The organism is Streptomyces sp. AHU1, from assembly GCF_045343905.1.
GTDB lineage: Bacteria > Actinomycetota > Actinomycetes > Streptomycetales > Streptomycetaceae > Streptomyces > Streptomyces triticiradicis.
This window is the reverse complement of record NZ_CP174283.1, coordinates 1,981,499-2,008,114: the sequence shown is the minus strand read 5'-3', so window position 1 is coordinate 2,008,114 and position 26,616 is coordinate 1,981,499. Positions and strand designations below refer to the sequence as shown.

The 26,616-nt window shown below is 72.2% G+C and carries 24 protein-coding genes and 1 pseudogene; 19 read left to right on the top strand and 6 right to left on the bottom strand.

Annotation, left to right across the window (positions count from 1 at the left end):
- Nucleotides 1–111 precede the first annotated feature (111 nt).
- Complete coding sequence (locus ACICHK_RS09210; protein ID WP_406836517.1) at nt 112–699, bottom strand: pyridoxamine 5'-phosphate oxidase family protein; 588 nt, start codon at nt 697–699, stop codon at nt 112–114.
- A 133-nt stretch (nt 700–832) separates the two neighbouring features.
- The gene (locus tag ACICHK_RS09205) at nt 833–1,654 is read right to left on the bottom strand and encodes a hypothetical protein (RefSeq protein ID WP_406836516.1); all 822 of its coding nucleotides are present in this window, start codon (nt 1,652–1,654) and stop codon (nt 833–835) included.
- A 246-nt stretch (nt 1,655–1,900) separates the two neighbouring features.
- On the opposite strand from ACICHK_RS09205, the gene ACICHK_RS09200 reads away from it, so the two are divergent.
- The 5 genes from ACICHK_RS09200 to ACICHK_RS09180 all read left to right on the top strand — a co-directional run bounded on the left by ACICHK_RS09200 (nt 1,901) and on the right by ACICHK_RS09180 (nt 7,943).
- Nucleotides 1,901–3,094: an argininosuccinate synthase gene (locus tag ACICHK_RS09200; protein WP_406836515.1), complete on the top strand. Its 1,194-nt coding sequence runs from the start codon at nt 1,901–1,903 to the stop codon at nt 3,092–3,094.
- Nucleotides 3,095–3,227: 133 nt separating this feature from the next.
- Entirely contained in the window at nt 3,228–4,661 is a 1,434-nt protein-coding gene (argH, locus tag ACICHK_RS09195; RefSeq protein ID WP_151468414.1) for an argininosuccinate lyase, read from the top strand.
- A 120-nt stretch (nt 4,662–4,781) separates the two neighbouring features.
- Nucleotides 4,782–5,753, top strand: a complete 972-nt coding sequence (locus ACICHK_RS09190) for an aldo/keto reductase (RefSeq protein WP_406836514.1) — start codon at nt 4,782–4,784, stop codon at nt 5,751–5,753.
- 124 nt (nt 5,754–5,877) lie between these two features.
- Nucleotides 5,878–6,429 (top strand): TetR/AcrR family transcriptional regulator, encoded by a 552-nt coding sequence (locus tag ACICHK_RS09185; RefSeq protein ID WP_406836513.1) that lies wholly within the window; start codon nt 5,878–5,880, stop codon nt 6,427–6,429.
- A complete protein-coding gene (locus ACICHK_RS09180; RefSeq protein ID WP_406836512.1) occupies nt 6,426–7,943 on the top strand; it encodes an MFS transporter in 1,518 nt (505 codons plus the stop codon). The genes ACICHK_RS09185 and ACICHK_RS09180 overlap by 4 nt, the downstream gene beginning before the upstream one ends.
- Before the next feature lie 105 nt (nt 7,944–8,048).
- On the opposite strand, the gene ACICHK_RS09175 is transcribed toward ACICHK_RS09180, so the two are convergent.
- Nucleotides 8,049–8,678: a 1-acyl-sn-glycerol-3-phosphate acyltransferase gene (locus ACICHK_RS09175; protein ID WP_225860412.1), complete on the bottom strand. Its 630-nt coding sequence runs from the start codon at nt 8,676–8,678 to the stop codon at nt 8,049–8,051.
- A gap of 451 nt (nt 8,679–9,129) precedes the next feature.
- Here ACICHK_RS09175 and ACICHK_RS09170 point away from each other — a divergent pair, with 451 nt between their 5' ends.
- The 3 genes from ACICHK_RS09170 (at nt 9,130) to ACICHK_RS09160 (ending at nt 11,486) form a co-directional block, all read left to right on the top strand.
- The gene (locus ACICHK_RS09170; protein WP_406836511.1) at nt 9,130–10,293 is read left to right on the top strand and encodes a glycerophosphodiester phosphodiesterase; all 1,164 of its coding nucleotides are present in this window, start codon (nt 9,130–9,132) and stop codon (nt 10,291–10,293) included.
- A gap of 139 nt (nt 10,294–10,432) precedes the next feature.
- Nucleotides 10,433–10,927: a sigma-70 family RNA polymerase sigma factor gene (locus ACICHK_RS09165; protein ID WP_406836510.1), complete on the top strand. Its 495-nt coding sequence runs from the start codon at nt 10,433–10,435 to the stop codon at nt 10,925–10,927.
- Between the two features lie 55 nt (nt 10,928–10,982).
- Complete coding sequence (locus ACICHK_RS09160; RefSeq protein ID WP_151468419.1) at nt 10,983–11,486, top strand: GNAT family N-acetyltransferase; 504 nt, start codon at nt 10,983–10,985, stop codon at nt 11,484–11,486.
- A 24-nt stretch (nt 11,487–11,510) separates the two neighbouring features.
- Here ACICHK_RS09160 and ACICHK_RS09155 read toward each other — a convergent pair whose 3' ends face one another.
- The gene (locus tag ACICHK_RS09155; RefSeq protein WP_406836509.1) at nt 11,511–11,996 is read right to left on the bottom strand and encodes a hypothetical protein; all 486 of its coding nucleotides are present in this window, start codon (nt 11,994–11,996) and stop codon (nt 11,511–11,513) included.
- Nucleotide 11,997: 1 nt separating this feature from the next.
- On the bottom strand, nt 11,998–12,357 hold the full coding sequence (locus tag ACICHK_RS09150) for a hypothetical protein (RefSeq protein WP_406836508.1): 360 nt from the start codon (nt 12,355–12,357) through the stop codon (nt 11,998–12,000).
- A 39-nt stretch (nt 12,358–12,396) separates the two neighbouring features.
- Between ACICHK_RS09150 and ACICHK_RS09145 the strand changes: the two are divergent.
- The 9 genes and pseudogenes from ACICHK_RS09145 to ACICHK_RS09105 form a co-directional block, all read left to right on the top strand.
- Nucleotides 12,397–12,555: pseudogene (locus tag ACICHK_RS09145) on the top strand (HAD family hydrolase); the annotation flags it as partial.
- 335 nt (nt 12,556–12,890) lie between these two features.
- On the top strand, nt 12,891–13,985 hold the full coding sequence (locus tag ACICHK_RS09140; protein ID WP_406841180.1) for a methionine ABC transporter ATP-binding protein: 1,095 nt from the start codon (nt 12,891–12,893) through the stop codon (nt 13,983–13,985).
- Nucleotides 13,982–14,719 (top strand): methionine ABC transporter permease, encoded by a 738-nt coding sequence (locus tag ACICHK_RS09135; RefSeq protein ID WP_103547852.1) that lies wholly within the window; start codon nt 13,982–13,984, stop codon nt 14,717–14,719. The genes ACICHK_RS09140 and ACICHK_RS09135 overlap by 4 nt, the downstream gene beginning before the upstream one ends.
- A 123-nt stretch (nt 14,720–14,842) precedes the next feature.
- Nucleotides 14,843–15,679, top strand: a complete 837-nt coding sequence (locus tag ACICHK_RS09130) for a MetQ/NlpA family ABC transporter substrate-binding protein (RefSeq protein WP_103547851.1) — start codon at nt 14,843–14,845, stop codon at nt 15,677–15,679.
- A 174-nt stretch (nt 15,680–15,853) separates the two neighbouring features.
- Nucleotides 15,854–16,492 carry a GNAT family N-acetyltransferase gene (locus ACICHK_RS09125; protein WP_151468421.1) on the top strand — a complete coding sequence of 213 codons (639 nt, stop codon included), beginning with the start codon at nt 15,854–15,856 and terminating at the stop codon, nt 16,490–16,492.
- A gap of 280 nt (nt 16,493–16,772) precedes the next feature.
- Nucleotides 16,773–17,984 (top strand): precorrin-6y C5,15-methyltransferase (decarboxylating) subunit CbiE, encoded by a 1,212-nt coding sequence (gene cbiE / locus ACICHK_RS09120; RefSeq protein WP_406836507.1) that lies wholly within the window; start codon nt 16,773–16,775, stop codon nt 17,982–17,984.
- 347 nt (nt 17,985–18,331) lie between these two features.
- The gene (cobT, locus tag ACICHK_RS09115) at nt 18,332–22,024 is read left to right on the top strand and encodes a nicotinate-nucleotide--dimethylbenzimidazole phosphoribosyltransferase (protein ID WP_406836506.1); all 3,693 of its coding nucleotides are present in this window, start codon (nt 18,332–18,334) and stop codon (nt 22,022–22,024) included.
- A 149-nt stretch (nt 22,025–22,173) separates the two neighbouring features.
- Nucleotides 22,174–23,406, top strand: coding sequence for a uroporphyrinogen-III C-methyltransferase (cobA, locus tag ACICHK_RS09110; RefSeq protein ID WP_406836505.1), 1,233 nt, complete (start codon nt 22,174–22,176; stop codon nt 23,404–23,406).
- Between the two features lie 64 nt (nt 23,407–23,470).
- On the top strand, nt 23,471–24,289 hold the full coding sequence (locus ACICHK_RS09105) for a TrmH family RNA methyltransferase (RefSeq protein WP_406836504.1): 819 nt from the start codon (nt 23,471–23,473) through the stop codon (nt 24,287–24,289).
- A 62-nt stretch (nt 24,290–24,351) separates the two neighbouring features.
- Here the strand turns inward: ACICHK_RS09105 and ACICHK_RS09100 are convergent, their stop codons facing one another.
- Nucleotides 24,352–25,635, bottom strand: coding sequence for a serine/threonine-protein kinase (locus ACICHK_RS09100; RefSeq protein ID WP_406836503.1), 1,284 nt, complete (start codon nt 25,633–25,635; stop codon nt 24,352–24,354).
- A 196-nt stretch (nt 25,636–25,831) separates the two neighbouring features.
- On the opposite strand from ACICHK_RS09100, the gene ACICHK_RS09095 reads away from it, so the two are divergent.
- Nucleotides 25,832–26,065, top strand: a complete 234-nt coding sequence (locus ACICHK_RS09095) for a hypothetical protein (RefSeq protein ID WP_386600777.1) — start codon at nt 25,832–25,834, stop codon at nt 26,063–26,065.
- 241 nt (nt 26,066–26,306) lie between these two features.
- A complete protein-coding gene (locus ACICHK_RS09090) occupies nt 26,307–26,513 on the top strand; it encodes a hypothetical protein (protein ID WP_406836502.1) in 207 nt (68 codons plus the stop codon).
- The last annotated feature ends 103 nt before the right edge of the window (nt 26,514–26,616 follow it).

Below are 26,616 nucleotides of genomic sequence, written 5' to 3'. Positions count from 1 at the left end.
GGGGGTTCTGATCCGTCCGGCCTGCGGGCATTCGATGTACCGGCACGGCCCCTCCCGCCGGATCCCGGCCGCGGGTGCGTCGTGGTGGCCGGTGGTCTCGCGGGGCCTGGCTCAGACCGTACTGGGGGGCAACGGCAGTGGCAGTCCGGGAAGTCCGTCCAGGCTCGTCGCGATGTGCTCCTTCTTGGTGAAGTACTCGCTCAGCGAGACGTCGTCCTCGCGCGCGAAGCGCTTGCCGTGCAGGTCGCGGTCCTCGTCGTAGGTCATGAAGGGCACCGCGTAGCCGCAGGAGTCGCGGACGAGCTCGGCGGTCACGACGATGATCGCGCGCAGTCCGTGGGCGGTCGGGTCGATGCCGTGGAAACGGGCGAGGAGTTCCTTGAAACGCGGGTCGTCGCGGAAGACGGGCTCGCCGCGGCCGTGCACCCGGACGATGTTGGGCGGGCCCTGGAAGGCGCACCACATCAGGGTGATCCGGCCGTTCTCGCGCAGGTGCGCGATCGTCTCCGCGGTGCTCCCGGCGAAGTCCAGGTACGCCACGGTCAGTTCGTCGATGACGGCGAACGAACCGGTGAGTCCTTTGGGGGAGAGGTTGACCGTGCCGTCCCCGGACAGGGGCGCGGTCGCGGTGAAGAAGAGGGGCTGTGCCTCGATGAAGGCGCGGAGGCGGCCGTCGATGCGCTCATAGGTCTTTCCCATGTCTAACGATTATCGGGGAAAACCTTTCGCCTGTCTAAGGGTTAAGGGTTCCGGCGGCGTCGTTCAGGGGCACCGCCGGAACCCGTGGGCCGCCCCGGCCGGCGTCGACGGGGCGGTCGTATCACCGGTCAGGTCACTTGTTGAGCGTGCAGGCCGCGAGCGCGTTCAGTCCGGTGGGCTTGGCGGCGGTGCGGCCGATGGAGATCGCGATGCGGTCGATGGTGGAGACGCGCTTGTCCTTGAGGGGGCCGAGGATCGCGTTCTGGACGAAGTTGGGGCCGCCCTGTCCGACGGTGTCGGCGAGCCGCTTGTTGGCTTCGGCGATCTGGGTGTTGAGCAGGGCGAGGTTGCGGTCGACCTCGGCCTTCGCGGAGGCGGGGACCGCGGGCAGCTTCGAGGCGACGTCCGGGCAGGTGATGGTGCCCGCCGCGGTGGCGGCCCCGCCCGTCTGCGCGGCGGCCGGCGCGCTCGGCGCGGTGGTGGCGGCGCCCGCACCGCCGGCGGCCGCGCCTCCCGTGCCGAGGGCGCAGGGCGCGAGCGCGTCCAGTCCCTGCGGCTTGGCGGCGGTGCGGCCGATGGAGATCGCGATGCGGTCGATGGTGGAGACGCGCTTGTCCTTGAGGGGGCCGAGGATCGCGTTCTGGACGAAGTTGGGGCCGCCCTGTCCGACGGTGTCGGCCAGTCGCTTGTTGGCTTCGGCGATCTGGGTGTTGAGCAGGGCGAGGTTGCGGTCGACCTCGGCCTTCGCGGAGGCGGGGACCGCGGGCAGCTTCGAGGCGACGTCCGGGCAGGTGATGGTGTTCGCGGCGGCCTTCGTCGTGGCGTTCTGGGCGTTGTTGTGCGTCTCGCCCGCCAGGGCGCTGCCGGCGATCACGGCCGCGGACAGCACCACGGCGGAGGCTCCGCCGATCATCACGACGCGCCGCTTGTTGTACTTCGGAAGAGCCCTGGACATGCGGAATCCTCACTCGGGTCGGGGGCGGACGGCCGTCCGGTGTTCGGCTGGTCGGCCATCGTTCGTGTTCCTGCCGTGCGTGAACGCGGCGCCTGCGTTCAGCGGGAGATACGCGAAAGCGGTTTCGGGTGTTCAACCCTCCGTGAAGATTCCTTCGCCGGGCGTGCGGGGCGGGCCGCGATTGACGAATCATGCAGAGTGCTGCATACTCATGCATGTCAGCGAATGCACTGTGAGGAGAACCCCGTGACCGAGCGCGTCGTACTCGCCTACTCGGGCGGTCTGGACACCTCCGTCGCCATCGGCTGGATCGCCGAGGAGACGGGCGCCGAGGTCATCGCCGTGGCGGTCGACGTCGGCCAGGGAGGCGAGGACCTGGACGTCATCCGCAAGCGGGCCATCGCCTGCGGTGCCGTCGAGGCCGAGGTCGCCGACGCCAAGGACGAGTTCGCCGACGAGTACTGCCTCCCGGCGATCAAGGCCAACGCCCTCTACATGGACCGCTACCCGCTGGTCTCCGCCCTCTCCCGGCCGACGATCGTCAAGCACCTCGTCGCCGCCGCGAAGAAGCACGGCGCCACCACGGTCGCCCACGGCTGCACCGGCAAGGGCAACGACCAGGTGCGGTTCGAGGCCGGCATCGTCGCCCTCGCCCCCGACCTCAAGTGCATCGCCCCGGTCCGCGACTACGCGATGACCCGGGACAAGGCGATCGCCTTCTGCGAGGAGAAGCAGCTCCCGATCGCCACCACCAAGAAGTCCCCGTACTCCATCGACCAGAACGTCTTCGGGCGCGCGGTCGAGACGGGCTTCCTGGAGGACATCTGGAACGCCCCGATCGAGGACATCTACGAGTACACCTCGAACCCGGCCGAGCACCGCGAGGCCGACGAGATGATCATCACCTTCAAGCAGGGCGTCCCGGTCGCCATCGACGGCAGGCCCGTCAGCGTCCTGCAGGCCGTCCAGCAGCTCAACGAGCGCGCCGGCGCCCAGGGCATCGGCCGGATCGACATGGTCGAGGACCGGCTCGTGGGCATCAAGTCCCGTGAGGTGTACGAGGCCCCGGGCGCGATCGCGCTGATCACCGCGCACCAGGAGCTGGAGAACGTCACCGTCGAGCGTGAACTCGCCCGCTACAAGCGGCAGGTCGAGCAGCGCTGGGGCGAACTGGTCTACGACGGCCAGTGGTTCTCCCCGCTCAAGCGCGCCCTGGACGGCTTCATCGACGAGGCCAACCAGCACGTCAACGGCGACATCCGGATGACCCTGCACGGCGGCCGCGCGGTCGTCACGGGCCGGCGCTCCGACACCTCGCTCTACGACTTCGACCTCGCCACGTACGACACCGGCGACACCTTCGACCAGGCCGCGGCCAAGGGCTTCATCGACATCTACAGCCTGTCGTCGAAGATCGCCGCCAAGCGGGACCTGGCGTAATCAGCAAGGGGCTTGGCGCGGGCCGTGTCGTGTCCCCCGCCTCGAAGCCTCCCGAGCACTAGCCTGGCAGCCGCCTCCTCACGCGCGCGTGGGGAGGCGGTGGCACATCCACACCTTTCGAGGAGTAACGCAAGTGAGCAGCAACAGCGGTGACGTCCGGCTCTGGGGCGGACGGTTCGCCGACGGTCCCGCCGAGGCCCTGGCCAAGCTGTCCGCGTCGGTCCACTTCGACTGGCGCCTCGCGCCGTACGACATCGCCGGCTCGCGTGCCCACGCGCGCGTGCTGCACGGTGCGGGCCTGCTCACCGAGGACGAACTCACGCGCATGATCGAGGGCCTGGACCGGCTGGAGGCGGACGTCGCCGACGGCTCCTTCACGGGCACGATCGCCGACGAGGACGTGCACACGGCTCTCGAACGCGGCCTCCTGGAGCGCCTCGGGCCCGACCTCGGCGGCAAGCTCCGTGCCGGCCGCTCCCGCAACGACCAGGTGGCCACGCTCTTCCGGATGTACCTGCGCGACCACGCCCGGATCATCGGCGGCCTGATCGCCGACCTCCAGGAGGCGCTGATCGGTCTGGCGGAGGCCCACCCGGACGTGGCGATGCCGGGGCGCACCCACCTCCAGCACGCCCAGCCCGTGCTGTTCGCGCACCACGTCCTGGCCCACGTCCAGTCCCTGTCCCGGGACGCGGAGCGGCTGCGCCAGTGGGACGAGCGGACGGCCGTCTCGCCGTACGGCTCCGGCGCGCTGGCCGGCTCCTCCCTCGGTCTGGACCCGGAGGCGGTGGCGAAGGACCTCGGGTTCGAGCACGGCAGCTCCGCCAACTCCATCGACGGCACGGCCTCCCGCGACTTCGTGGCGGAGTTCGCCTTCGTCACCGCGATGATCGGCGTTAACCTCTCCCGGATCGCCGAGGAGGTCATCATCTGGAACACGAAGGAGTTCTCCTTCGTCACCCTCCACGACGCGTTCTCCACGGGCTCGTCGATCATGCCGCAGAAGAAGAACCCGGACATCGCCGAGCTGGCGCGCGGCAAGTCGGGCCGTCTGATCGGCAACCTGACCGGGCTGATGGCCACGCTCAAGGCGCTGCCCCTCGCGTACAACCGCGATCTCCAGGAGGACAAGGAGCCGGTCTTCGACTCCTGCGACCAGCTGGAGGTCCTGCTCCCCGCCTTCACCGGCATGATGGCGACGCTGACCGTCCACCGCGAGCGCATGGAGGAGCTGGCCCCCGCCGGTTTCTCGCTCGCCACCGACATCGCCGAGTGGCTGGTCAAGCAGGGCGTGCCGTTCCGCGTCGCGCACGAGGTCGCCGGTGAGTGCGTGAAGGTCGCCGAGGCGGACGGCAAGGAACTGGACCAGCTGACCGACGAGCAGTTCGCGAAGATCTCGGCGCACCTGACGCCCGAGGTGCGGTCCGTCCTGAACGTCCCCGGTGCCCTCGCCTCCCGCGACGGCCGCGGCGGTACGGCCCCGAGCGCCGTCGCCGTCCAGCTGGCCGAGGTCAAGACGGACGTCGCCGCGCAGCAGACGTGGGCGGCGGCCAAGCGGAAGAAGTAGCCGGCCCCCGGCCCCGGCGAGCGGACACGGTCCGCGGTCCGGGGCGGGTGCCGTACGACGGAGGGTGTCGCGGGTTACGTTGGCCGGGAGCCGTAAAGGAGCCGACCGAACGGAGCCGCGATGCCCTTCGCACGTCTCGCCTCAGCCACGACTCCCACCGCCCACCTCGGCCTGGGGCTCGCCGCGGTGGGGCGCCCCGGCTACATCAACCTCGGCCGCGAGGAGGACCTCCCGGCCGACCGCAGCGTCGACGCCCTGCGCGAGCGCACCCATGAACTCCTCGAGGCCGCCTACGCCCAGGGCGTGCGCTACTTCGACGTGGCCCGTTCCTACGGCCGCTCCGAGGAGTTCCTCGCCGACTGGCTGAACGGCCGCCCGGACGTCGACGACGTCGTCGTCGGCAGCAAGTGGGGCTACAGGTACACGGCCGACTGGCGCACCGACGCCGAGGCGCACGAGGTCAAGGACCACGGCCTCGCCATGTACGAGCGGCAGCGCGCCGAGACCGCGGAACTGCTCGGCGACCGGCTCGACCTCTACCAGATCCACTCGGTGACCCCGGACAGTCCGGCCCTCACCGACAAGGAACTGCACGCGGCCCTCGCCGAGGCGGCCGCCGGCGGCCTGTCGATCGGGTTCTCCACCAGCGGGCCCGCCCAGGCGGAGGCGATCCGGGCGGCGCTGGCCGTCACGGTCGACGGCGAGCCGCTCTTCCGTACCGTCCAGTCCACGTACAACGTCCTGGAGACCTCCGCCGCCCCGGCGCTCGCCGAGGCCCACGACGCCGGGCTCACGGTGATCGTCAAGGAGGGCGTGGCCAACGGCCGGCTCGCCGGGCCGCAGGCGCCCGGGGCGCTGCGCGCCGTCGCCCAGGAGACCTCCCTGGGCTGCGACGCGGTCGCCCTCGCGCTGATCCTGCGGCAGCCCTGGGCCGGTGTCGTGCTGTCGGGGGCCGCCACCGTCAACCAGCTCGCCTCGAACCTGCACGCGGCGGTCGTCGACCTCGACGACGACCAGCTGTCCCGGCTCGCCGTCCTGGTGGAGGAGCCGCGGGCGTACTGGGAGCGGCGCGGGCAGCTGCCCTGGCACTGAGCGCCGGCGGGCCGGGGCGCCAGGAGTCCCGTCGGAAGTGTTCCGAGCACTCCGGATCGGATGGGTGTGAGACGTGCATGCATCTTGTGAGACATTCATGTCTCACTTGCGGTACTGTTGTCTCATGGCTGTCGACCGTGAACACGTGCTGCGCAGCGCAGCCGCCCTGCTCACCCGCAAATCCACCGCGACGATGGACGAGGTGGCCAAGGCCGCCGGGATCAGCCGGGCCACGCTGCACCGCCAGTTCGCCGGGCGGGACGCGCTCGTGCGCGCGCTGGAAGCGCTCTGCATCGAGGAGTGCGAGGCCGCGCTGGACGCGGCCCGTCTCGGCGACGGCACCGCCCAGGAGGCCGTGCGCCGCCTGGTGAGCGAGCTGGAGCGGTCGGCCGGACTGCTCGCCTTCCTCTACACGGAGAACCAGCTGTTCGAGGGCGACGGGCAGCACGAGGGCTGGGCCCGGATCGACGTCCGGGTGGCCGCGCTGTTCCGGCGCGGCCAGGAGAGCGGCGAGTTCCGCATCGATCTCACCCCGGCCTGGCTCACCGAGGCGCTCTACGGGCTGATGGCCTCGGCGTCCTGGGCCGTGACCGAGGGCCGGGTCGCCGCCAAGGACTTCCACCACATGATCGTCGGGCTGTTGCTCGGCGGCGCGCTCAGGAGAGAGGAACCATGACCAGCACCCTGCGGCCGGCGGTCGCGACGGAGACACGGAAGCGCCCGGGCCGCTGGCTCGCGCTCTGCGTCCTCGTCCTCGCCGTGCTGCTGGTGGCCGTCGACGCGACCGTCCTCGGCATCGCGACCCCGTACATCAGTGAGGACCTCGAACCCTCGGGAACCCAGCTCCTGTGGATCGGTGACGTCTACTCCTTCGTCATCGCCGGGCTCCTCGTCTCCATGGGCAGTCTCGGTGACCGCATCGGCCGCAAGCGGCTGCTGCTGACCGGCGCCACGGCGTTCGGCCTGATATCCGTGCTCAACGCCTATGCCACGACACCCGGGTCGATGATCCTGGCGCGGGCGCTGCTCGGTGTCGCGGGCGCGACCCTGATGCCCGCCACCCTCGCCCTGATCCGCAACATCTTCCACGACCCGCGCGAGCGCAGCCTCGCCATCGGCATCTGGGGCGCGACGGCCTCCGCGGGCACGGCGGTGGGTCCCGTCGTCGGCGGCTTCCTGCTCGAACACTTCTGGTGGGGCTCGGTCTTCCTCATCAACCTGCCGGTGATGGTGGTCCTCGTCCTGGTCGGGCGCAGGCTGCTCCCCGAGTCGAAGAGCCCGGACCCCGGCCCCTGGGACCTGATCGGCGTGGCGCTCTCGCTCGTCGGGCTCATCGGTGCGGTGTACGCGGTGAAGGAGTTCGCCGCACACGGACCGGGCGGCACGGCACTCGCCGCGGGCCTGCTGGGCGCGCTCGCCCTCTTCTGCTTCGTGCGCCGCCAACTGAATCTCAGCAAACCGCTGTTGGACGTCCGTCTGTTCCGCAACCGGGGGTTCTCCGGTGCGGTCCTCGCCGACCTGTTCACCGTGCTCGGCATGTCCGGTCTCGTGTTCTTCCTGTCCCAGTACCTGCAACTCGTGCAGGGCCGCGGTCCGTTGGAGGCGGGGCTCGCCGAAGTCCCCGCCGCCGTGGGCGCGGTGGCGGCGGGTCTGGTCGCCGGACGGTTCGCGCGGCGCTTCTCCGTGCGGACCGTCGTGTCCGGCGGACTCGCCGCGGTGGGCCTCGCGCTCGGTGTGCTCACGGTGCTGGACCGCTCCACCGGCTATCCGCTGCTCGGTGCGGCCCTGCTGGTCGTCGGTGTCGGCGCGGGCTTCTCGTTCACCGTCACCGCCGACGTCATCCTCTCCGCCGTGCCCAAGGAGCAGGCGGGCGCCGCGTCCGCGGTCTCCGAGACGGCGTACGAACTCGGAGCGGCTCTGGGCATCGCCCTGCTCGGCTCCGTCGTGACCGGCGTCTACTCCGGCTTCACCGGCCCCGCGGGCACGCCGGCCGCGGCGCACGACTCGCTGGGCGGAGCGGTGGAGGCCGCCGGACACCTGCCCGGACACACCGCCGAGGCGCTGCTGACGGCGGCCAGGGAGTCCTTCGTGGACGGTCTGGCCCTCGCCTCCGGCGCCGGCGCGGCGGTCCTGCTCGCCACCGCGGCGGCGGCCTGGTTCCTGCTCCGCGACCAGAAGCTGGAAGCGTAACCGCGCGGGAACGGGGACCCGGCGGGAGACGTGGCCGCAAAAGGGTGGGCTCCGACCGGAGATCTCCGGTCGGAGCCCACCCTTTTGCCCTGGTGTGCCGCGCCGCTAGGCGGCCTTCGCCTTGGTGGCGTACATGTCGACGTACTCCTGGCCGGAGAGCCGCATGACCTCGGTCATCACGGAGTCGGTGACGGCGCGCAGCACGTACCGGTCGCGGTCCATGCCCTCGTAGCGCGAGAACTCCATGGCCGGTCCGAAGCGGACCGTGACCTTGCCCGGCCGCGGCATGCCCGCGCCGCCCGGCTGGAGCTTGTCCGTGCCGATCATCGCGAACGGGACGACCGGGGCGCCGGTCATCAGGGTCAGCCGGGCGATGCCGGTGCGGCCGCGGTACAGGCGGCCGTCGGGGGAGCGGGTGCCCTCGGGGTAGATCCCGAAGATCTTGCCCTCCTCCAGGACCCGGCGGCCGGTCATGAGGGCGGCCACGCCGCCGTTGGCGCCGTCCCGGTCCACCGGGATCATGCCGACGCCGGTGAAGAACCACGCCATGAGCCGGCCCTTGAGGCCCTTGCCCGTGACGTACTCGTCCTTGCCGATGAAGAACACCTGCCGGTCGCAGACCAGCGGGAGGATCATCGAGTCGATGAACGTCAGGTGGTTGCCGGCGAGGATCACCGGGCCGTCGCCGGGGATGTTCTCCACGCCTTCCACCCGTAGGCGGAACATCGGGCGCATGATCGTTCCGAACACTGCCTTGATGAGCGCGAAGCGGGACAACGGGCCCTCCGGTTTCAAGGGATCGGTATGGAATCTGTGCAGGTGAGGACGATACTCGCGGTTCCCGGTCTCTTGCACATCGACTTCATCGACCGGATACGCACTGTTGACCTACGTTTACCTGCGGTTGCGTGCCCGTGAGCGGTGCGGAGCGGGGCGGACCGGTGTGACGGACATCGCGCGAGGGTACCGGCGAACGGGTGAGCGCCCGGTGCGGGGCCGCCCGCCCGCCTCGGTGCACGCCTACCCGGGGCCGCCCGGCCGATGCCGACGGACCGTCATGTTCCGCTTCCCGGAAGGCCGTCCGAGGTCACCCACTGTTCCGCCGCGGGCCTCCCTCCCGTCACACGGGGGCACCTACGATCGTCCCGCTTCGTCAGGCAGGGCACCTACGGCGGGAGGAGCGCTCATGGGGGCGCAGGAGTCGAACGGTCAGGACCGGGGCACGGCACGGCGGGCGCTGCTCTCGGCCGCGGTGCTCGGGGCGGGCGGAGCGGCCCTCGGCCTGCCCGGCACCGCGAGCGCGGACGAACGCCACGGGGGCGGTGGCTACCGGAGCCTGCCCAGACCGACCGTCATCGGTCACCGCGGGGCCAGCGGCTACCGGCCGGAGCACACCTTCGGCTCGTACCAGCTCGCCCTCGACCTGGGCGCCGACGTCGTCGAGGCGGGCGACCTGGTGCCCACCAAGGACGGTCACCTCGTGTGCCGGCACGAACCGGAGATCGGCGGGACCACGGACGTCGCGGCGCACCCCGAGTTCGCCGGCCGCCGCACCACCAAGACGCTCGACGGGGTCCCCACCACCGGCTGGTTCACCGAGGACTTCACGCTCGCCGAGCTGAAGACCCTGCGCGCCGTGGAGCGCGTCCCCGCCAACCGTCCGCACAACACCCTCTACGACGGCCGCTGGGAGATCCCCACCTTCGAAGAGGTGCTCCGCTGGCAGGACGAGCAGACCCGCAGGCGCGGCAAGCAGGTCTGGATCTACCCCGAGACCAAGCACCCCACCTACTTCCGGGCGCTCGGCCTCGGCCTGGAGGAGCGGGTCGCGAAACTGCTGCGCAAGTACGGCAAGGACAGGAAGGACTCGCCGGTCATCCTCCAGTCCTTCGAGCCGAGCAGCATCCAGCGGCTGGACAAGCTCGTCGGCAATCCGCTCGTCGTCCTGCTGTCGGCCGCGGGCACCCGCCCCTGGGACTTCGTCGCGGCGGGCGACCCCCGCACGGTCGCCGACCTCGTCACACCCGCCGGCCTGGAGTGGATCGCCTCGTACGCGCAGGGCATCGGCCCCACCCTCGACCTCGTCATCCCCAAGGACGCGGCCGGCAACCTCACCACCCCGACCACGCTCGTCGCCGACGCGCACCGGGCGGGCCTGATCCTGCACCCGTACACCATGCGCAACGAGAACCCCTTCCTGCCCGCGAACTTCCGCAAGGGCACCGCCGTGGACGCCTACGGGGACCCCTTCGGCGCCTTCAGGACCTACTTCGAGACGGGCATCGACGGCGTCTTCTCCGACAACGCGGACACCGCGGTGCTGGCCCGCGCGGACTTCCTGGGACGGTGAGCCCGTCGCCCCGGCGGACCGGGGCGACGAGAACGGGGCGGACGCCCGCAGACGTCAACAAATCGCCCGCTCGCCCCGGATGGGGTGAGAAACGGCCGCCCCGGCAACCTCTCGCCGGGGCGGCCGTGTCGTTCCCCGCATGACCCACGAGATGGTGACCGCCCTCGGGCCGCTGCTCGCCGCCGAGGCGTCGGCGGAGGCCCACGCCTGCGGCGAGGAGTCCGGCGACCTGGAACAGGCCGTCTGGCTGCGGCTGCTGGAACGCCTGGACACGACGGGACCGCCCGCCGACCCGCGGCGCTGGGTGCGCCGGGCCGTGCGCTCGGAGGCCCGCCGCAGCCGCCGCAGGGCCCGCGCCGAGCGGCCCTACGCCACCGAGCCCGCGGACGACGGCGGCCCCGGCCCGGAGCAGCGGGCGATGACCGCCGCCCGCCGCCGGGAGCTGCACGAGGCGGTGCGCCGGCTGCCCGGCCGCTGTCCGGCCCTGATGGCCGCCCTGCTCTCCCCGGAGGACCTCACCTACCGGGAGATCGCGGGCGAGTTGGGTATCTCACAGGGCAGTCTCGGTCCGGAACGCTCCAGATGTCTCGGATGTCTCCGGCGATTGCTGACCGCGGAGGTTGCGGCCCGCTGACGACGGGGATAGGAGTGGGGGACGACCGGAACAGGTGAGCGGGAGGCATGCACACATGGGCATGAGCGTGACCATCTCGGCGGCGACCGAGCAGGATGCGGAACCGATCCTGAAGCTGCAGTACCTCTGCTATCAGAGCGAGGCCGAGCTGTACGGCGACTACGGCATCGAACCGCTCACGCAGCCGCTCGACTCGCTCAGGGCGGAACTGGCGGGCGGCACCGTACTGGTGGCCCGGCTCGGCGACGAGGTGGTGGCCTCCGTGCGCGGCACCGTCGACGCCGACGGCACGGCCCGCATCAACAAGCTCATCGTGCACCCGCGCATGCAGCGGCACGGCCTGGGCGGACGTCTGCTCGACGCGATCGAGGCCCGCCTCGGCGCCGAGGGAGCGGCCAAGTCCTTCCAGCTGTTCACCGGCCACCGCAGCGAGCGCAACCTGCGCCTGTACCGCAAGCACGGCTACGCCCCCGTCGCGCAGGAGCGGGTGGGCGAGCGGCTGACGCTGGTGACCCTGGCCAAGGGCGCCGACGCCGGCGCGTACGCCACCAGCGCCTGACCGCGGCCGGCTTCCGCCGGGCCGTCAGCCGGCGGTCGTGCGCGCCTTGCGCAGCCAGTACATCGCCGACAGCGGCAGCAGGACCGGGATGAAGAGATAGCCCATGCCGTAGTCCGACCACACCGTGGCGTCGGGGAAGGCGGACGGCTCGGCCAGCGTCCAGGTCCCGACGACCAGTACGCCCGCGAGCTCGGCGGCGCAGCACACCAGCGCCGCCCTGCGCGCCGTCTCGCCGCCGCGCACGAGCGAGTACGTGATGAACCCGTAGACGAGACCGGCGACCGCGGACAGCGAGTAGGCGAGCGGCGCCTTGTCGAACTGCGTGGAGATCTGCACGGCCGACCGCGAGACGGCGCCGACGACCATCACCCCGTACAGCCACACCAGCAGGATGCCCGGGCCGCCGATGAGCCGCGCGCGCCCCGTGCCGGCGGCCGGCTCCGCCGGGGTCCCGTCCTGTTCGTCCCGCGTGTCCCGCTTCACGGTCGTGTTCTCCTCCGCGGCCGTCATCTCAGCCTCCCCAGATGTCGTAGAGCCGGACCTCGAGCACGGCCAGGACGACGCCGCCGGCCGCCACCGTGACCGAACCCCAGCGGGTGCGCTCCGCCAGCGACATGAATCCCGCGGCGGGAATGCAGGCGAAGGCGCCGATCAGGTACGCGACGAAGATCGTCGTGCCCTGTTCCGGCTTCTCGCCGCGTGCCAGCTGGACGACGCCGATCACCAGCTGGAGCAGGGCGAGCGCGCTCACCACGGCCATGCCGATGAAGTGCCAGTCCTTGGTGGGCTGATCGCGGTGGGCGGCCCAGCCGCACCAGGCGGCGAGCGCGAGCGCGGCGACGGCCGTCGCGACCGTCAGGGCATCGAACATGCCGTGACCCTATTACGGGCCAAAAGACCTGATGCCCTCGCCCCCGCCGGGCTCCGGGCGGGCCGTGCCGCGGGCGTGATCGCCGTGGCGTCGGCCACAACGCGCCAGGCCGGTGAACTCGACGCGGACCTCGTCGTCGAGGACCTCTCCGCCTTGTCCGTACTGGTGACGGACGAGAGGACGGGGATCTCCGTCCGTGGCCGGAAGACCTCCGCGGCAGCCGGTGACCGTCCACTGCTGTCCGCTATTCGGACAGCGGTGGCGGCCCCCGGCCTCCGGTCTGCTTTACTTCCTCTCATGACCACGACGAGCAACCGCATCCTTGCGACCGAGGCGACCATGGCGCCCGGTGCTCGTTGTATGTGTCGAATGTGTGCCTGTTAGAGGGCCCCCGCACCACCGCCTGATCCCGCGCCCCGAAGCGGGACCGCCGCGCCCTGTGTCCGTACCGCGTACGTGACCGGGCTGCCCCGCGCACACGTTCTCCTTCCGGTTCCATCGCCATCGCGAGAACCGTGCCGCGTTCCGACCGAATGCACCCGTGCCCGGCGCACACCCACGCCCCGCACTCGACAGTGACGGAAACCCCAGTGATCACGACAACGGGCCTCACCAAGGTCTACCGCTCGCGCGGCCGTGAAGTGACCGCCCTCGACGGCGTCGATCTGCACGTCCGCGAAGGCGAGGTGTACGGCGTCATCGGCCAGTCCGGCGCCGGCAAGTCCTCGCTCATCCGCTGCGTCAACCTCCTGGAGCGTCCCACCTCCGGCACGGTCACCGTCGCCGGGCAGGACCTCACCGCCCTCGTCGGGCGCGGTCCGCGCGCCGGCCGGGAACTCCGCCGGGCGCGCACCCGGATCGGCATGGTCTTCCAGCACTTCAACCTGCTGTCCTCGCGGACCGTCCAGGAGAACGTCGAGCTGCCGCTCGACATCCTCGGGCTCACCAGGAGGGAGCGCGGCCACAAGGCCCTCCAGCTCCTCGACCTGGTCGGTCTGTCCGACAAGGCGGGGGCCTACCCGGCCCAGCTCTCCGGCGGCCAGAAGCAGCGCGTCGGCATCGCCCGCGCGCTGGCCGGCGACCCGAAGGTGCTGCTCTCCGACGAGGCGACCAGCGCCCTCGACCCGGAGACCACCCGCTCCATCCTCCAGCTCCTGCGCGACCTGAACCGCCAGCTGGGCCTCACCGTCCTGCTCATCACCCACGAGATGGACGTCGTCAAGACGGTCTGCGACTCGGCCGCGCTGATGGACAAGGGCCGCATCGTCGAGTCCGGCACCGTCAGCGAACTGCTCGCGACGCCCGGCTCCGAGCTGGCCTCCGCCCTCTTCCCGGTCAGCGGCACCGCCTCCGGCGACGACCGCACGGTCATCGACGTCACCTTCCACGGGGAGTCGGCCACCCAGCCGGTCATCTCGCAGCTCTCGCGCACCTACAACATCGACATCTCGATCCTCGGCGCCGCGATGGACACCGTCGCCGGCAGGCAGGTCGGTCGGATGCGCATCGAACTGCCCGGCCGCTACGAGGAGAACGTCGTGCCGATCGGATTCCTGCGCGAGCAGGGCCTGCAGATCGACATCCAGGGGCAGCAGCCCGAGCTGGTCAAGGAAGGTGCCGCCAAGTGAGCTGGAACGAGATGCAGCCGCTGCTGTCCGAGGAGTGTTGGAACACGCTCTACATGGTCGGCTGGTCCACCCTCATAGCGATCGTCGGCGGTCTGCCGCTCGGTCTCCTGCTGGTGCTGACGGACCGCGGCGGCCTGCTGCAGAACGTCGTCGCCAACAAGGTCGTCGGGCAGGTCGTGAACATCGCCCGCTCGATGCCGTTCATCATCCTGATGGTCGCCCTGATGACCTTCACCCGCTGGGTCACCGGCACGACCATCGGCCGCGAGGCCGCCATCGTGCCGCTCGCCATCGGCGCGATCCCGTTCTTCGCGCGTCTGGTCGAGACGGCCGTCCGTGAAGTGGACGGCGGGCTCGTCGAGGCCGTGCAGGCGATGGGCGGCAACACCTGGACCGTCGTCCGCAAGGTCCTCGTCCCCGAGGCGCTGCCGTCGCTGATCTCCTCGGCGACCACCACGGTCGTGGCCCTCATCGGCTACTCCGCGATGGCCGGCACCGTCGGCGCCGGCGGGCTGGGCGACCTCGCCATCCGCTACGGCTACCAGCGCTTCGAGACCGAGCTGATGTGGATCATCGTCGCCATCCTCGCCGTGGTCATCTCGGCCATCCAGTTCGCCGGTGACCACGCGGCCCGCACCCTGGACCGCCGCGGCGGCCACTCGGGCCCGGCCCCGAGGCTGCGCCTGCTGAAGTCCCGCCGGCCCGCCGCCGCGGACGTCGGCGAGGCCGCCTGAACGACCCGCGGACCCCGCGTGCTCCCCGGCCCGGCCGTGGACCCGCGAGGCCCCGACCCCCTCACAGATTTCCCCGTCCACCCCATGACGGGGTCGCTCCACCCCTCAGGAAAGGCACTTTTCGTGCGTAACACTGCCAAGATCACCACCGCCGTCCTCGCCGCCGGAGCCCTCACCCTGGGTCTCTCCGCCTGCGGTTCGGACAAGGACTCCTCCTCGTCCTCCGACTACAGCGGCCCGCTCGTCGTCGCCGCCAGCCCGGTCCCTCACGCCGAGATCCTGAACTTCATCGAGAAGAACCTGGCGAAGAAGGCGGGCCTCGACCTGGAGGTCAAGGAGTTCCAGGACTACATCGTCCCCAACACGGCCACCGAGGACGGCTCGGTCGACGCCAACTACTTCCAGAACCAGCCTTACCTCGACGACTTCAACAAGAAGCGCGGCACCCACATCGTGCCCGTCGTCACGGTGCACCTGGAGCCGCTCGGCCTCTACTCCCACAAGGTGAAGAGCGCCGACGCGCTGAAGAGCGGCGCGACCGTCGCCGTGCCGAACGACGCCGTGAACGAGGCGAGGGCCCTGAAGCTGCTCGCGTCCAACGGGCTCATCACCCTCAAGGACGGCGCCGGCAGCGAGGCGACCCCGCAGGACATCGCCAAGAACCCCAAGAACCTCAAGTTCAAGGAGGTCGAGGCGGCTCAGACCCCGCGTTCCCTGGACGACGTGGACGCCGCGGTGATCAACGGCAACTACGCCATATCCTCCGGCCTCAAGCCCGCCGAGGACGCGCTCGTCCTGGAGTCGGCGACGAACAACCCGTACGGGAACTTCCTCGCCGTCAAGAAGGGCAACGAGAACGACCCGCGGGTGAAGAAGCTCGCCAAGCTGCTCACCTCGCCCGAGGTGAAGAAGTTCATCGAGGACAAGTACGCCGGTTCCGTCATCCCGTCGTTCAAGTAGGCCGGGGACGGGCGGCCCGCCGCCCGCGGCCGCCCTCGTCACCGCACGGGGTCCACTCCATTACCCGGAGTGGACCCCGTTGTGCCGTTCGGTGGTTTCATGCTGCATGCTGGGCAGTTCAGCGGACCCGACGGTACATCAGGTCCGAAGTCCCCGACGGTTACGGAGCGTCGCATGACGAGCACCTTCCCCGACATCTCCATCAGCACGGAGCGGTTGGTCCTGCGTGCGCTCGACGAGGACGACGTGCCCGCGCTGACGGAGATGATGAACGACGAGATGGTGGCGGCCTGGACGTCGATCCCGCAGCCGTTCACCGAGGACGGCGCCCGCGACTGGATCGCCGACTACGCGCCCACGGAACGCGCCCGGGGGCGTGGCCTCGACCTCGCCGTCACCGAGTTCCTCACCCAGCGCCTGGTCGGCGTCGTCCAGCTCGGCAAGACCAACTGGCGCGTCCGCTCCACCGAGCTGTCCTACATCATCGCCCCCTGGGCGCGCGGCGAGGGTTACGCCTCCGAGGCCGCGCTCGCCACCGCCCGATGGCTCTTCAGCGACCAGAAGTTCGAGCGCGTCGAACTGCGCACGGCCGCCGGCAACACCGCCTCGCAGCAGGTCGCCCAGAAGATCGGCTGCATCAGCGAGGGAGTGCTGCGCAACGCCTGCATAGCGCGGACCCGGACCGAGGAGGGCACCTGGGTCGACCTGCGCACCGACTTCATCGTGTGGAGCCTGCTGCCCGAGGACCTGGACGGCATGGACGGGCACCTCGGTGGCACGGGCGGTTTCGCCTCGTTCAACGACTGGAACTGAGGGGGCCGGGCAGGCGCGGCGGCATCCGCGCGGGGCCCGCTCCGGGGAACGGGACCCGTCACGGCGGGTCGTATACGGTCGCGCCGGGTCGTGCGGGTGCACATGGGTCGCCCCACCGGATCCCGGTCCCGTGGACCGGGGCCGTCGTCCGGGGGCGACGGGACCGCTCGCGCGCGCCACGCCGACCGGCACACCGCCGCCGGACCGCACCGGGGTACCCTCACCAAGCCCGCCCGGGCTGCACCTGAGACCTGCGAAGACCCTCTGGAGACTGACGACGATGGCCGACCGGGTCACGGTGATCGGCTGGGACGGCTCGCCGCTGGCCGCCGCGGCGCTCTCGGCCCTCGGCGCCGCCACACTGGTGGCCGGCGCGGCTCACCATCTCGAGCTCCCCGAAGTGCCGGAGAGCGCCGAACGCGTGCGGCTGGGCAGTGTCGCCCTCGCCGCCCGCCGGATCGCGGGCCACCGGGGCACCGCCGTCGTCCTCGCCGACGGGGATCCGGGATTCTTCGGCGTCGTACGCACCCTGCGCGCACCCGAGTTCGGCCTGGAGGTCGAGGTCGTGCCCGCCGTCTCCTCCGTGGCCGCCGCCTTCGCCCGCGCCGGAATGCCCTGGGACGACGCACAAGTAGTCGTCGCACATAGCCGCACGCTGCGACGCGCGGTGAATGTATGCCGAGCGCACACTAAAGTCGCGGTTCTCACCTCACCCGGGGCCGGACCCGCCGAACTCGGGCTGCTGCTCGAAGGAGTGCACCGCACCTTCGTCATCTGCGAGGAGCTCGGCACCGCCCGCGAGCAGGTCACGATCCTGACCTCCGACAAGGCGGCCGACCACACCTGGCGCGACCCGAACGTGGTGATCGTCATCGGCGGCTTCGTGGCCGCGGCCCAGGGAAGCGGCTGGATCGCCGGCCGGGACCCCGGCGGCGGACCGCGCGGCTGGGCGCTGCCCGCGGGCGCGTACGGCGGCGCGCTCGGCGAGGGCGAGACCGATCTGCTGCGCGCCGCCCAACTCGCCCGGCTGGGACCGCGCGTCGGCGACCTCGTCTGGGACATCGGCTCCGGCAGCGGCGCCTTCGCCGTCGAGGCCGCCCGCACCGGCGCCGCCGTCATCGCGGTCGACCGCAGTCCGGGCTCCTGCGCCCGCGCCGAGCACTCGGCCCGCCGTTACGGCGTGCAGATGCAGATCGTGCACGGCAGCGCCCCGCACGTCCTGGAGGACCTGCCCGAACCCGATGTCGTGCGCGTCGGGGGCGGGGGAGCGGAGGTCGTCTCCGCGGTCGCGGACCGCCGGCCCCAGCGCATCGTCGCGCACGCCGCCACCCGCGACGCCGCCGAACTCATCGGCCGCGATCTGGGCGAACACGGCTATGACGTCGAGTGCGCCCTCATCCAGTCCGTCGAACTCGACACGAGGGCCTGGACGGAGAAGGAGCGGAGCGTCGCGTTCCTGCTCAGCGGCCGTCTGCCGGATCGCGCCCCGTGATCCTGCCGTCGTCCTGCGCGCGGTAGGCTGGCCGATCGTCGTACCGCTCCCGGGGGTCGGCCTTTCGTCGGCCAATGTCCGGAAAACCCGCCCGTTTTGAGGCGTGTGTGGGGTACGGCGGAGCCGGAGGACGCGCAACGTGGCGCAGTCCACAGCGGGCACTCGCGGATCATGCTGTCGCGAGGGCGGGATGACCGGGACAATGCCAGTTAATGGCTTTGTCGTCTTTGTAGGCGGGTCGTTCGTGCCGCTGGGCACGCACGCTCGTTCTTCACTGTGGGGCGGTCGGTGCGCCGTTCCGGGCGAGCTGGACTTTGGAGCACTAATCCGATGGGCGAGGGGTACGCATGACCGACACCGGCCAGGTCCCGGGCGAGGGATTGCCGGAGAACGCAGGCATGGTGGAGCAGCCGGGCGTCACCGCGCCGGATGCGTACACCTTCCTCGATCCTTCCGAGAACCCTGTCGAGGACGACGACCTGCTCCTGCTGCCGGGCGCGCCCGGTGCCCAGGGAGCCTGGGGCAACGAGGTGCCGCCGCCGGCCCCGATGCCCTTCACCGACGAACCCGGTCCGCACGAGACGGACGGCCGTGACAGCGGCGCCGTCGACCTCGGCGCCGTGCGCGCGCCGGGCCCTGCGCCCGTGCCCCAGCCGGTACCGCAGCCCGTGACGCCGCGCCGTCCGCTGCACCTCGGCCCGCCCACGCCGGACGGTTCCTCCAGTCCGGTGCGCTCGCTCGCCGACCGCGGACCGGCGGGCGCCCGCACCGGTTCCACGACCATCCCGGTCGTGCCCCTGCGCCAGGCCGGCCCGCAGACCGTCGGTCCCGAGTACCTGGACGTGCCCCAGTCCGCCGAGGCCCCGCCGCAGAGCGCGGCGCCCTGGGGGACCGTGCCGGAGGGCGGCGAGGCCACGGCCGTTCCGGAGACGGGACAGCTGCCCGGCTCCGTGGTGGACGCGGAGCCCGTGCCGGGCCCCGAGGCGCCGCAGGCCGGGCCGACCGAGCAGGTGTCCGCCGCCGACGTGGCGGAGCCCCTCGTCCACGACGCCGCCCAGGCACCCGTGCCGGGGGCCGACGCGGTGCCGCTCGACCTCCAGGACCGGACGGACGGTCCGGCTCCCGAGGCCGTGCCCGCGGCGGACGGCTCGTCCGCCCAGCAGGTTACCGGCGCCCCGCAGTTCCAGGACGCCCCGGAGACCCCGGACGCCCTGGAGACCCCGGGCGCGCCGGACACCGCCGAGGCCGCGGAAGGGATCACGAGCGAGGCGGAGACGCCCGTGCCCGTGCCCGTGCCCGAGGCCGTACCGGCGCAGCCCGCCGAGGACGCCGGGCCCGCGGTGCCGCTCGCCCCGGCCGAGGACCCCGTGCCCGTCGAGGACACCGCCGCGCAGGCCCCGGCGGGACCCGTGGGCCAGGACACCCACGGAGCCGGCCCGGCCGAGTCCGAGGTTCAGGAGGCCGTGCTCGCCGAGCCCGCCGCCCCCGCGCCGGAACAGGCCGTGTCCCTCGCGGACGAGACCTCCCTGCCCGGAACCGAGGAGTCCGTCGGCGCCCCCGTCCCGCACCCCTACGAGACCCCGGACTCCGCGCTGTCGGCGCTCTCCGCACGCTCGGCGGACGCCTCGCAGGGCGGACGGGACATCGCCCTCGGCACGGTCGGGGCCCAGCACTTCACCGACCGGTCGGCCCTCGCCGAGAACGGCGCCGTTCCGGCCGAGGACGCCGCCGTCCACGACGACGACGACGCCGCCCTGCCCGGCCCCGGCACCGCCGAGACCCCGCAGGCCGCACCGGTGGACGCGGACGCGCGGACCGAGGCCGCCCACCCGGCCGAGGTACTGGCCGACGGCGTCCCGCACCCCGAGAGCGGTGCGGACGCGGCGGCCGGCGTCCCCGGATTCCCCGGCGCGCCCCAGGCCGACCAGAGCCTCGGCCATTTCGTGCCCGTGGAGGGCACGGTGCCGACGACCGCGCACCTGGCCCCGACCCCGCCGCACGGCATGACCGTCCCGTCGGCCGTCGAGGAGCAGCCGCAGCTCCAGGAGCCGGCCCAGGAGCCGGTCCAGACCGCCGTGACCGTGGCCCCCGTCCCGGCCGAGGAGATCCCCGTGGCGGAGACCGAGCCGGTCGCGCAGGCGTCGGTGCCCGCCCCCCGGGAGGCGGAGCCCGAGGCCGTGCCCGTGCCGCAGCCGCCCACCGGGGAGCCGGAACCCGTGGCCGCGCAGCAGGCGGAGGACCTGCGCACCCAGGTCGCCGACCAGGAAGAGGACGCGGCCGCGGTGGAAGAGGCGCACGAGTCCACCGGACCGGCGGCCCCCGCCTTCAACGACGTGGAGCGCGAGGCCGTCCTGCGCGTGATCCGCGAGCGCCGTGACATCCGCAACGGCTTCCGCAACGACCCGATCCCGCACGACGTGCTGCTGCGCGTCCTGGAGGCCGCGCACACCGCTCCGTCCGTCGGCCACTCCCAGCCCTGGGACTTCGTCGTCATCCGCTCCGCCGAGACCCGGCGCAGCATGCACGAACTCGCCCAGCGCCAGCGCGAGGCCTACGCCAAGTCGCTTCCCAAGGGCCGCGCCAAGCAGTTCAAGGAAATGAAGATCGAGGCCATCCTCGACACCCCGGTGAACGTCGTCGTCACCGCCGACCCGACCCGCGGTGGACGGCACACCCTCGGCCGGCACACCCAGCCGCAGATGGCCCCGTACTCCGCCGCGCTCGCCGTGGAGAACTTCTGGCTCGCCGCCCGTGCCGAGGGTCTCGGCGTCGGCTGGGTCAGCTTCTTCGACGAGCGCGAGATGGTCCGCGCCCTGGGCCTGCCCGACCACCTGGAGGTCGTCGCCTACCTGTGCGTCGGGTACGTCGACGAGTTCCCGGAGGAGCCCGAGCTGATGCAGGCCGGCTGGTCCAAGCGCCGGCCCCTGTCGTGGGTCGTGCACGAGGAGACGTACGGCCGCCGCGCCCTGCCCGGCGAGGAGCCGCACGACCTGCTCGCCGAGACGGTCTCCAACATCCGCCCGCTGGACGCCAAGGCGCTGGGCGAGGCGTGGGAGCGCCAGAAGCGGATGACCAAGCCCGCGGGCGCCCTCGGCATGCTGGAGATCATCTCCGCGCAGTTGTCGGGCCTGTCCCGGATGTGCCCGCCGCCGATCCCGGAGCCGGCCGCCGTCGCGATCTTCGCCGGTGACCACGGTGTCCACGCGCAGGGCGTCACCCCCTGGCCGCAGGAGGTCACCGGCCAGATGGTGGCCAACTTCCTCGGCGGCGGCGCGGTCTGCAACGCCTTCGCCAACCAGGTGGGCGCCGAGGTCTGCGTGGTCGACGTGGGCGTCGCCTCCGACCTGCCCGCCACCCCGGGCCTGCTGCCGCGCAAGGTCCGTGCCGGCACCGCCGACATGACCACGGGTCCCGCCATGACCCGGGAAGAGGCCGTCGCCGCGATCGAGGTGGGCATCGAGACGGCCCGCGACCTGGTGGCCGCGGGCAACAAGGCGCTGCTGACCGGTGAGATGGGCATCGCCAACACGACCGCGTCGGCCGCCCTGATCTCGGTCTTCACCGGTGCCGACCCCGCCGAGGTGACGGGCCGCGGAACCGGCATCAACGACGAGACCCTGGCCCGCAAGACCGAGGTCGTCCGCCGTGCCATCGAGTTCCACCAGCCGGACCCTGCGGACCCGATCGGCGTCCTCGCGGCGATCGGCGGTCTGGAGCACGCCGCCATGGTCGGTCTCCTCCTGGGCGGCGCGTCCCTGCGGACGCCGGTGATCCTGGACGGCGTCAGCGCGGGCGCCGCCGCCCTGGTGGCCCGTGCCATCGCCCCCGAGGTCCTGGCCGCCTGCATCGCGGGCCACCGCAGCGCCGAGCCCGGTCACGTGGCCGCCCTGAACAAGCTGGGCCTGCGTCCCCTGATCGACCTCGACCTGCGTCTCGGCGAGGGCACCGGCGCCCTCCTGGCCCTGCCCGTCGTGCAGAGCGCGGCGCGGGCGATGCACGAGGTCGCGACGTTCGACTCGGCCGGGGTGACCGAGAAGTAGGTCCGCGGCACGGGAGGGGTGGGCAGGCGTCCGGCGCCGCCCACCCGCCCCGCCGTAGTCTGGACTCCTACCGAAGAACCCCATGTCAGGGCCGCTCCAGAGCCGTAGCGCCCATCGCACCGCCCGCCCGTACGAGGAGCCGCACCGCCATGGCCGAACACCCCGCATACCCGGTGGGCCTCCGCCTCTCCGGCCGTCGTGTCGTCGTCCTCGGCGGTGGCCAGGTGGCCCAGCGCCGGCTTCCCGCGCTCATCGCGGCGGGCGCGGACGTCCACCTCGTGTCCCCGGAGGCGACCCCGTCCGTCGAGGCGATGGCGGACGCGGGCGAGATCACCTGGACGAGGCGCCCGTACGAGGAGGGCGACCTCGCCGACGCCTGGTACGCCCTGATCGCCACCAGCGACCCGCGGGCCAGTGCCGAGGCCAGTGCCGAGGCCGAGCGCCACCGCGTCTGGTGCGTCCGCTCGGACGACGCCGACGCGGCGACCGCCTGGACCCCGGCCACCGGCCACAGCGAGGGCGTGACCGTCGCCGTCCTCACCACCGACGCCAAGGGCCGCGACCCCCGCCACACCGCCGCCATCCGCGACGCCGTGGTCGAGGGGCTGCGCGACGGGACGCTCGTCGCACCGCACCACCGCACCCGTACCCCCGGCGTCGCCCTGGTCGGCGGGGGTCCCGGTGACCCCGACCTGATCACGGTCCGCGGGCGCCGGCTGCTGGCCGAGGCCGACGTGGTCATCGCCGACCGCCTCGGCCCCCGTGACCTGCTCGCCGAACTCCCGCCGCACGTCGAGGTGATCGACGCGGCGAAGATCCCGTACGGCCGGTTCATGGCGCAGGAGGCCATCAACAACGCGCTCATCGAGCACGCGAAGCAGGGCAAGTCGGTCGTCCGGCTCAAGGGCGGGGACCCGTTCGTCTTCGGCCGCGGGATGGAGGAGGCCCAGGCGCTCGCCGAGGCGGGCATCGCCTGCACGGTCGTCCCCGGCATCTCCAGCTCGATCTCGGTGCCGGGCGCCGCCGGAATCCCCGTCACCCACCGGGGTGTCGCCCATGAGTTCACCGTGGTCAGCGGTCATGTCGCCCCCGACGACGAGCGCTCCCTCGTCGACTGGCCGGCCCTCGCCAAGCTGCGCGGCACCCTCGTCGTCCTCATGGGCGTCGACAAGATCGGCAGGATCGCCGACACGCTCGTGGCGCACGGCAGGCCGGCCGACACCCCCGTCGCCCTGGTCCAGGAGGGCACGACCGCCGCTCAGCGCCGTGTCGACGCCACCCTGGCCACCGTCGCCGAGACCGTCCGCGCCGAGGACGTGCGACCGCCCGCGGTCGTCGTCATCGGCGAGGTCGTGGACGTCGGCTCCGGACTCTCCGAGTAACCACGGGTAACCCAACCCGTTCCCAGCCGTTGGCACCGCACCCAGGACAAGGCAGTATCACCCTGTGGCCGATCTCATCACCGTCGAGAACCCCGACGACCCGCGTCTGCGCGACTACACGGGCCTGACCGACGTGGAACTGCGCCGCAAGCGCGAACCCGCCGAGGGCCTGTTCATCGCCGAGGGCGAGAAGGTCATCAGACGGGCCAAGGACGCCGGTTACGAGATGCGCTCGATGCTGCTGTCCGCCAAGTGGGTCGACGTCATGCGCGACGTCATCGACGAGCTCCCGGCACCCGTCTACGCGGTCAGCCCGGAGCTCGCCGAGCAGGTCACCGGCTACCACGTGCACCGGGGGGCGCTCGCCTCGATGCAGCGCAAGCCGCTGCCGACGGCGGAGGAACTGCTGCGGACCGCGCGCCGGGTCGTCGTCATGGAGTCGGTCAACGACCACACCAACATCGGCGCCATCTTCCGCTCCGCCGCCGCCCTCGGCATGGACGCGGTGCTGCTCTCCCCTGACTGCGCCGACCCCCTCTACCGCCGGTCGGTGAAGGTCTCGATGGGCGCGGTCTTCTCGGTCCCGTACGCCCGTCTGGACACCTGGCCCAAGGGCCTGGAGTCGGTGCGCGACGCCGGGTTCAACCTGCTCGCCCTCACCCCGGACGAGAAGGCGAGGCCCCTCGACGAGGCCGCCCCGCACACGATGGACCGGGTCGCGCTGATGCTCGGCGCGGAGGGCGACGGGCTCTCCACCCGGGCCCTGATGGCGGCCGACGAATGGGTCCGCATCCCGATGGCCCACGGCGTCGACTCCCTGAACGTCGGCGCGGCGGCCGCGGTGGCCTTCTACGCGGTGGCGACGGGCCGCCCCGAGAGCTGAGGACCGAGGACCGTACGCCGGCCGTCGTGAGGCGTGCCCGTACGGACCGGGGACCGCGCCTGCTACGGGAGCGCCCCGGACGCCGGCCGTTCCTGGTGCACGACCTCGCGCGGGCCGTGGTCGAGTCCGCGGGACGGCCCCTGGCACCCCTGGGCCGCCGCGATGCCGAGCGCGACCAGCAGCGTCACCACCACGAACACGAAGAGCCGCTGGCGCAGCAGCCGCGGATTGGCGGGGCGCCTGCCGGTCCTGGTGGTGCGCTGACCGGGCCGACCGGCGCCGCTGCGGGGGGCGGGCCTGTTCCCGGTGCGGCCGGTGTTGCGGACGGGCGCGGGGCGCGATCCCGACCGCGATCCGCCGTTCGTCCCGCCGGTGCGCGGCAGCGGAGTGGTCCCCCGCGGCGGGGGAGTGGTCCCCGGGCGCCTCTGGGTGCGCTGTTCGGCGTACTGCTCGGCCAGGCGTCCCGTCGGCCGGTCCGGGTCCGAGCGCGGCGCGGGCGGGCGGGCGTCCACCATGCCCTGGGCCTCGCGGGCCGCGATCTCCTTGAGCCGCAGGGACAGTTGGAGGGTGCTGGGCCGCTCCTCGGGGTCCTTCGCCAGACAGGCCCGCACGAGCGGCGCGAGCGCGTCCGGAACCCCGTGCAGGTGGGGCTCCTCGTGGACCACGCGGTAGAGCATCACCTCGGAACTTCCCTGTCCGAAGGGTGAGTCCTGGGTCGCCGCGTAGGCGAGGGTGGCCCCGAGGGCGAACACGTCCGTGGCCGGGGTGACGGCGACACCGCGCACCTGCTCCGGCGCCAGGAAGCCCGGGGAGCCGACCGCCGTGCCGACGTGGGTGAGCGTGCTCGCCCCGGTCGCCCACGCGATGCCGAAGTCGATGATCCGCGGCCCCTTCGGGGACAGCAGGATGTTGGACGGCTTGAGGTCGCGGTGGACCACCCCGGCCTCGTGCACCGCGACCAGCCCCTCGGAGAGGGCGGCGCCCACGGCGGCCACGTCGGCGGCCGACAGCGGACCCTCCTCGGCGACCTTGTCGTGCAGGGAGGGGCCGGGCACGTACTGCGTGGCGAACCACGGCCGGTCCGCCTCCAGGTCGGCGGCGACGAGCCGTGCCGTGCAGCCGCCCCTGATCCGCCGTGCCGCCGAGACCTCGCGTGCGAACCGGGAACGGAACTCCTGATCCTCCGCCAGGTCAGGCCGGATCACCTTCAGTGCGACCCGCTGGCCACGCCGGTCGGAGCCCAGGTAGACGACACCCATGCCGCCCGCGCCGAGCCGTCGGTGAAGCCTGAACGAGCCGACGACACGCGGGTCCTCGCGCCTCAGGCGCATCATCGCCATGTTCATCCCCGCTGCCCGGTCCGTTTGACGAGCCACAGCTTACGTTTCCGCGGCCGGGTGCGCGCAGAGGCCGCGCCCTCTCGTTCCGATCGATTGTCAGTGCCGGGTGGGAAACTTGAGAGGTGGTCAGAGAGCGTGCGAACAGGGCCCCTTTGGGCCGCCTGTGATCCCAACCGTCTGTCGCAGAAGGGGGATTGAGCCCGTGAAGGGTGACCGTGTGGAGATAGTCGTGGACGCGGGGGACACGACGCGTACGTACGAGGTGGTGGCGAGCAGGGCGGGCCGCCGGGTGGAGACGGCGGTGCGCCGAGGTGTCGTGGAAGTGAGCGAAGTCACTCGAAACGGAACAGTGGTACGGACCGCCCGCTTCATGGCGACTCGGGTGCTGGCACTCGTCGAGCAGCCGGTTCCCCGGGAGGACGGTCCGGAACAGTAGGGGCACATCGGACGCCCCCTCCGGGAAGACCCTGAGACCCGGGTCCGCGTCTCCACCCACGGTAGTACTCCGCAGGTCACGGCTCATCCTCCGGGAGGCCCGGCAATCGGTACGAGGGCATGACGACCCGACGCCGTCACGCGCCTAGATTTGAGGTCAAGCGGCGGGTGCAGCACTCGTCCCCCGAGGTCAGACACCCGCCGCTGCCAGACACGACGGAATCTCGGTCAGGAGAGGGACCATGGCCCACACGGCACCGCGGACAGAGCTCCGTACGCAGGGACGCAAGGTGTACACCGCCGCGTTCGGCACCCGCCAGGGTCAGCGCCACCCCTTGGTGGCGACAGCGATGGTCCTCCCCCTGGCGGCCCTGCTCGTGGTCGTCTTCGGCGGCTGGGACGCGGTGGTCACACAGGCGTCGTCCGTGGGCGTGATGCTGGGGCGCTGAGCGGCGCCCCGGGCCCGGAAGAGCGGTCCGGGCGGGGACATCCGGCCATGAAACCCCGTGGGGACGGGGGTGCGGCGGACGGCAGGAAGATGCCCGCGCAGCT

Excerpts from the sequence above, each read along its gene's own strand:
- ACICHK_RS09125 (WP_151468421.1), top strand. The coding sequence starts at position 15,854 with ATGACGAGCACCTTCCCCGACATCTCCATCAGCACGGAGCGGTTGGTC.
- ACICHK_RS09100 (WP_406836503.1), bottom strand. The coding sequence starts at position 25,635 with ATGAACATGGCGATGATGCGCCTGAGGCGCGAGGACCCGCGTGTCGTC.
- ACICHK_RS09185 (WP_406836513.1), top strand. The coding sequence starts at position 5,878 with ATGGCTGTCGACCGTGAACACGTGCTGCGCAGCGCAGCCGCCCTGCTC.
- ACICHK_RS09180 (WP_406836512.1), top strand. The coding sequence starts at position 6,426 with ATGACCAGCACCCTGCGGCCGGCGGTCGCGACGGAGACACGGAAGCGC.
- cbiE (WP_406836507.1), top strand. The coding sequence starts at position 16,773 with ATGGCCGACCGGGTCACGGTGATCGGCTGGGACGGCTCGCCGCTGGCC.
- cobT (WP_406836506.1), top strand. The coding sequence starts at position 18,332 with ATGACCGACACCGGCCAGGTCCCGGGCGAGGGATTGCCGGAGAACGCA.
- cobA (WP_406836505.1), top strand. The coding sequence starts at position 22,174 with ATGGCCGAACACCCCGCATACCCGGTGGGCCTCCGCCTCTCCGGCCGT.
- ACICHK_RS09150 (WP_406836508.1), bottom strand. The coding sequence starts at position 12,357 with ATGTTCGATGCCCTGACGGTCGCGACGGCCGTCGCCGCGCTCGCGCTC.
- ACICHK_RS09170 (WP_406836511.1), top strand. The coding sequence starts at position 9,130 with ATGGGGGCGCAGGAGTCGAACGGTCAGGACCGGGGCACGGCACGGCGG.
- ACICHK_RS09165 (WP_406836510.1), top strand. The coding sequence starts at position 10,433 with ATGACCCACGAGATGGTGACCGCCCTCGGGCCGCTGCTCGCCGCCGAG.
- ACICHK_RS09090 (WP_406836502.1), top strand. The coding sequence starts at position 26,307 with ATGGCCCACACGGCACCGCGGACAGAGCTCCGTACGCAGGGACGCAAG.
- ACICHK_RS09175 (WP_225860412.1), bottom strand. The coding sequence starts at position 8,678 with ATGCGCCCGATGTTCCGCCTACGGGTGGAAGGCGTGGAGAACATCCCC.
- ACICHK_RS09210 (WP_406836517.1), bottom strand. The coding sequence starts at position 699 with ATGGGAAAGACCTATGAGCGCATCGACGGCCGCCTCCGCGCCTTCATC.
- ACICHK_RS09160 (WP_151468419.1), top strand. The coding sequence starts at position 10,983 with ATGGGCATGAGCGTGACCATCTCGGCGGCGACCGAGCAGGATGCGGAA.
- ACICHK_RS09190 (WP_406836514.1), top strand. The coding sequence starts at position 4,782 with ATGCCCTTCGCACGTCTCGCCTCAGCCACGACTCCCACCGCCCACCTC.
- ACICHK_RS09205 (WP_406836516.1), bottom strand. The coding sequence starts at position 1,654 with ATGTCCAGGGCTCTTCCGAAGTACAACAAGCGGCGCGTCGTGATGATC.
- ACICHK_RS09155 (WP_406836509.1), bottom strand. The coding sequence starts at position 11,996 with ATGACGGCCGCGGAGGAGAACACGACCGTGAAGCGGGACACGCGGGAC.
- ACICHK_RS09140 (WP_406841180.1), top strand. The coding sequence starts at position 12,891 with ATGCACCCGTGCCCGGCGCACACCCACGCCCCGCACTCGACAGTGACG.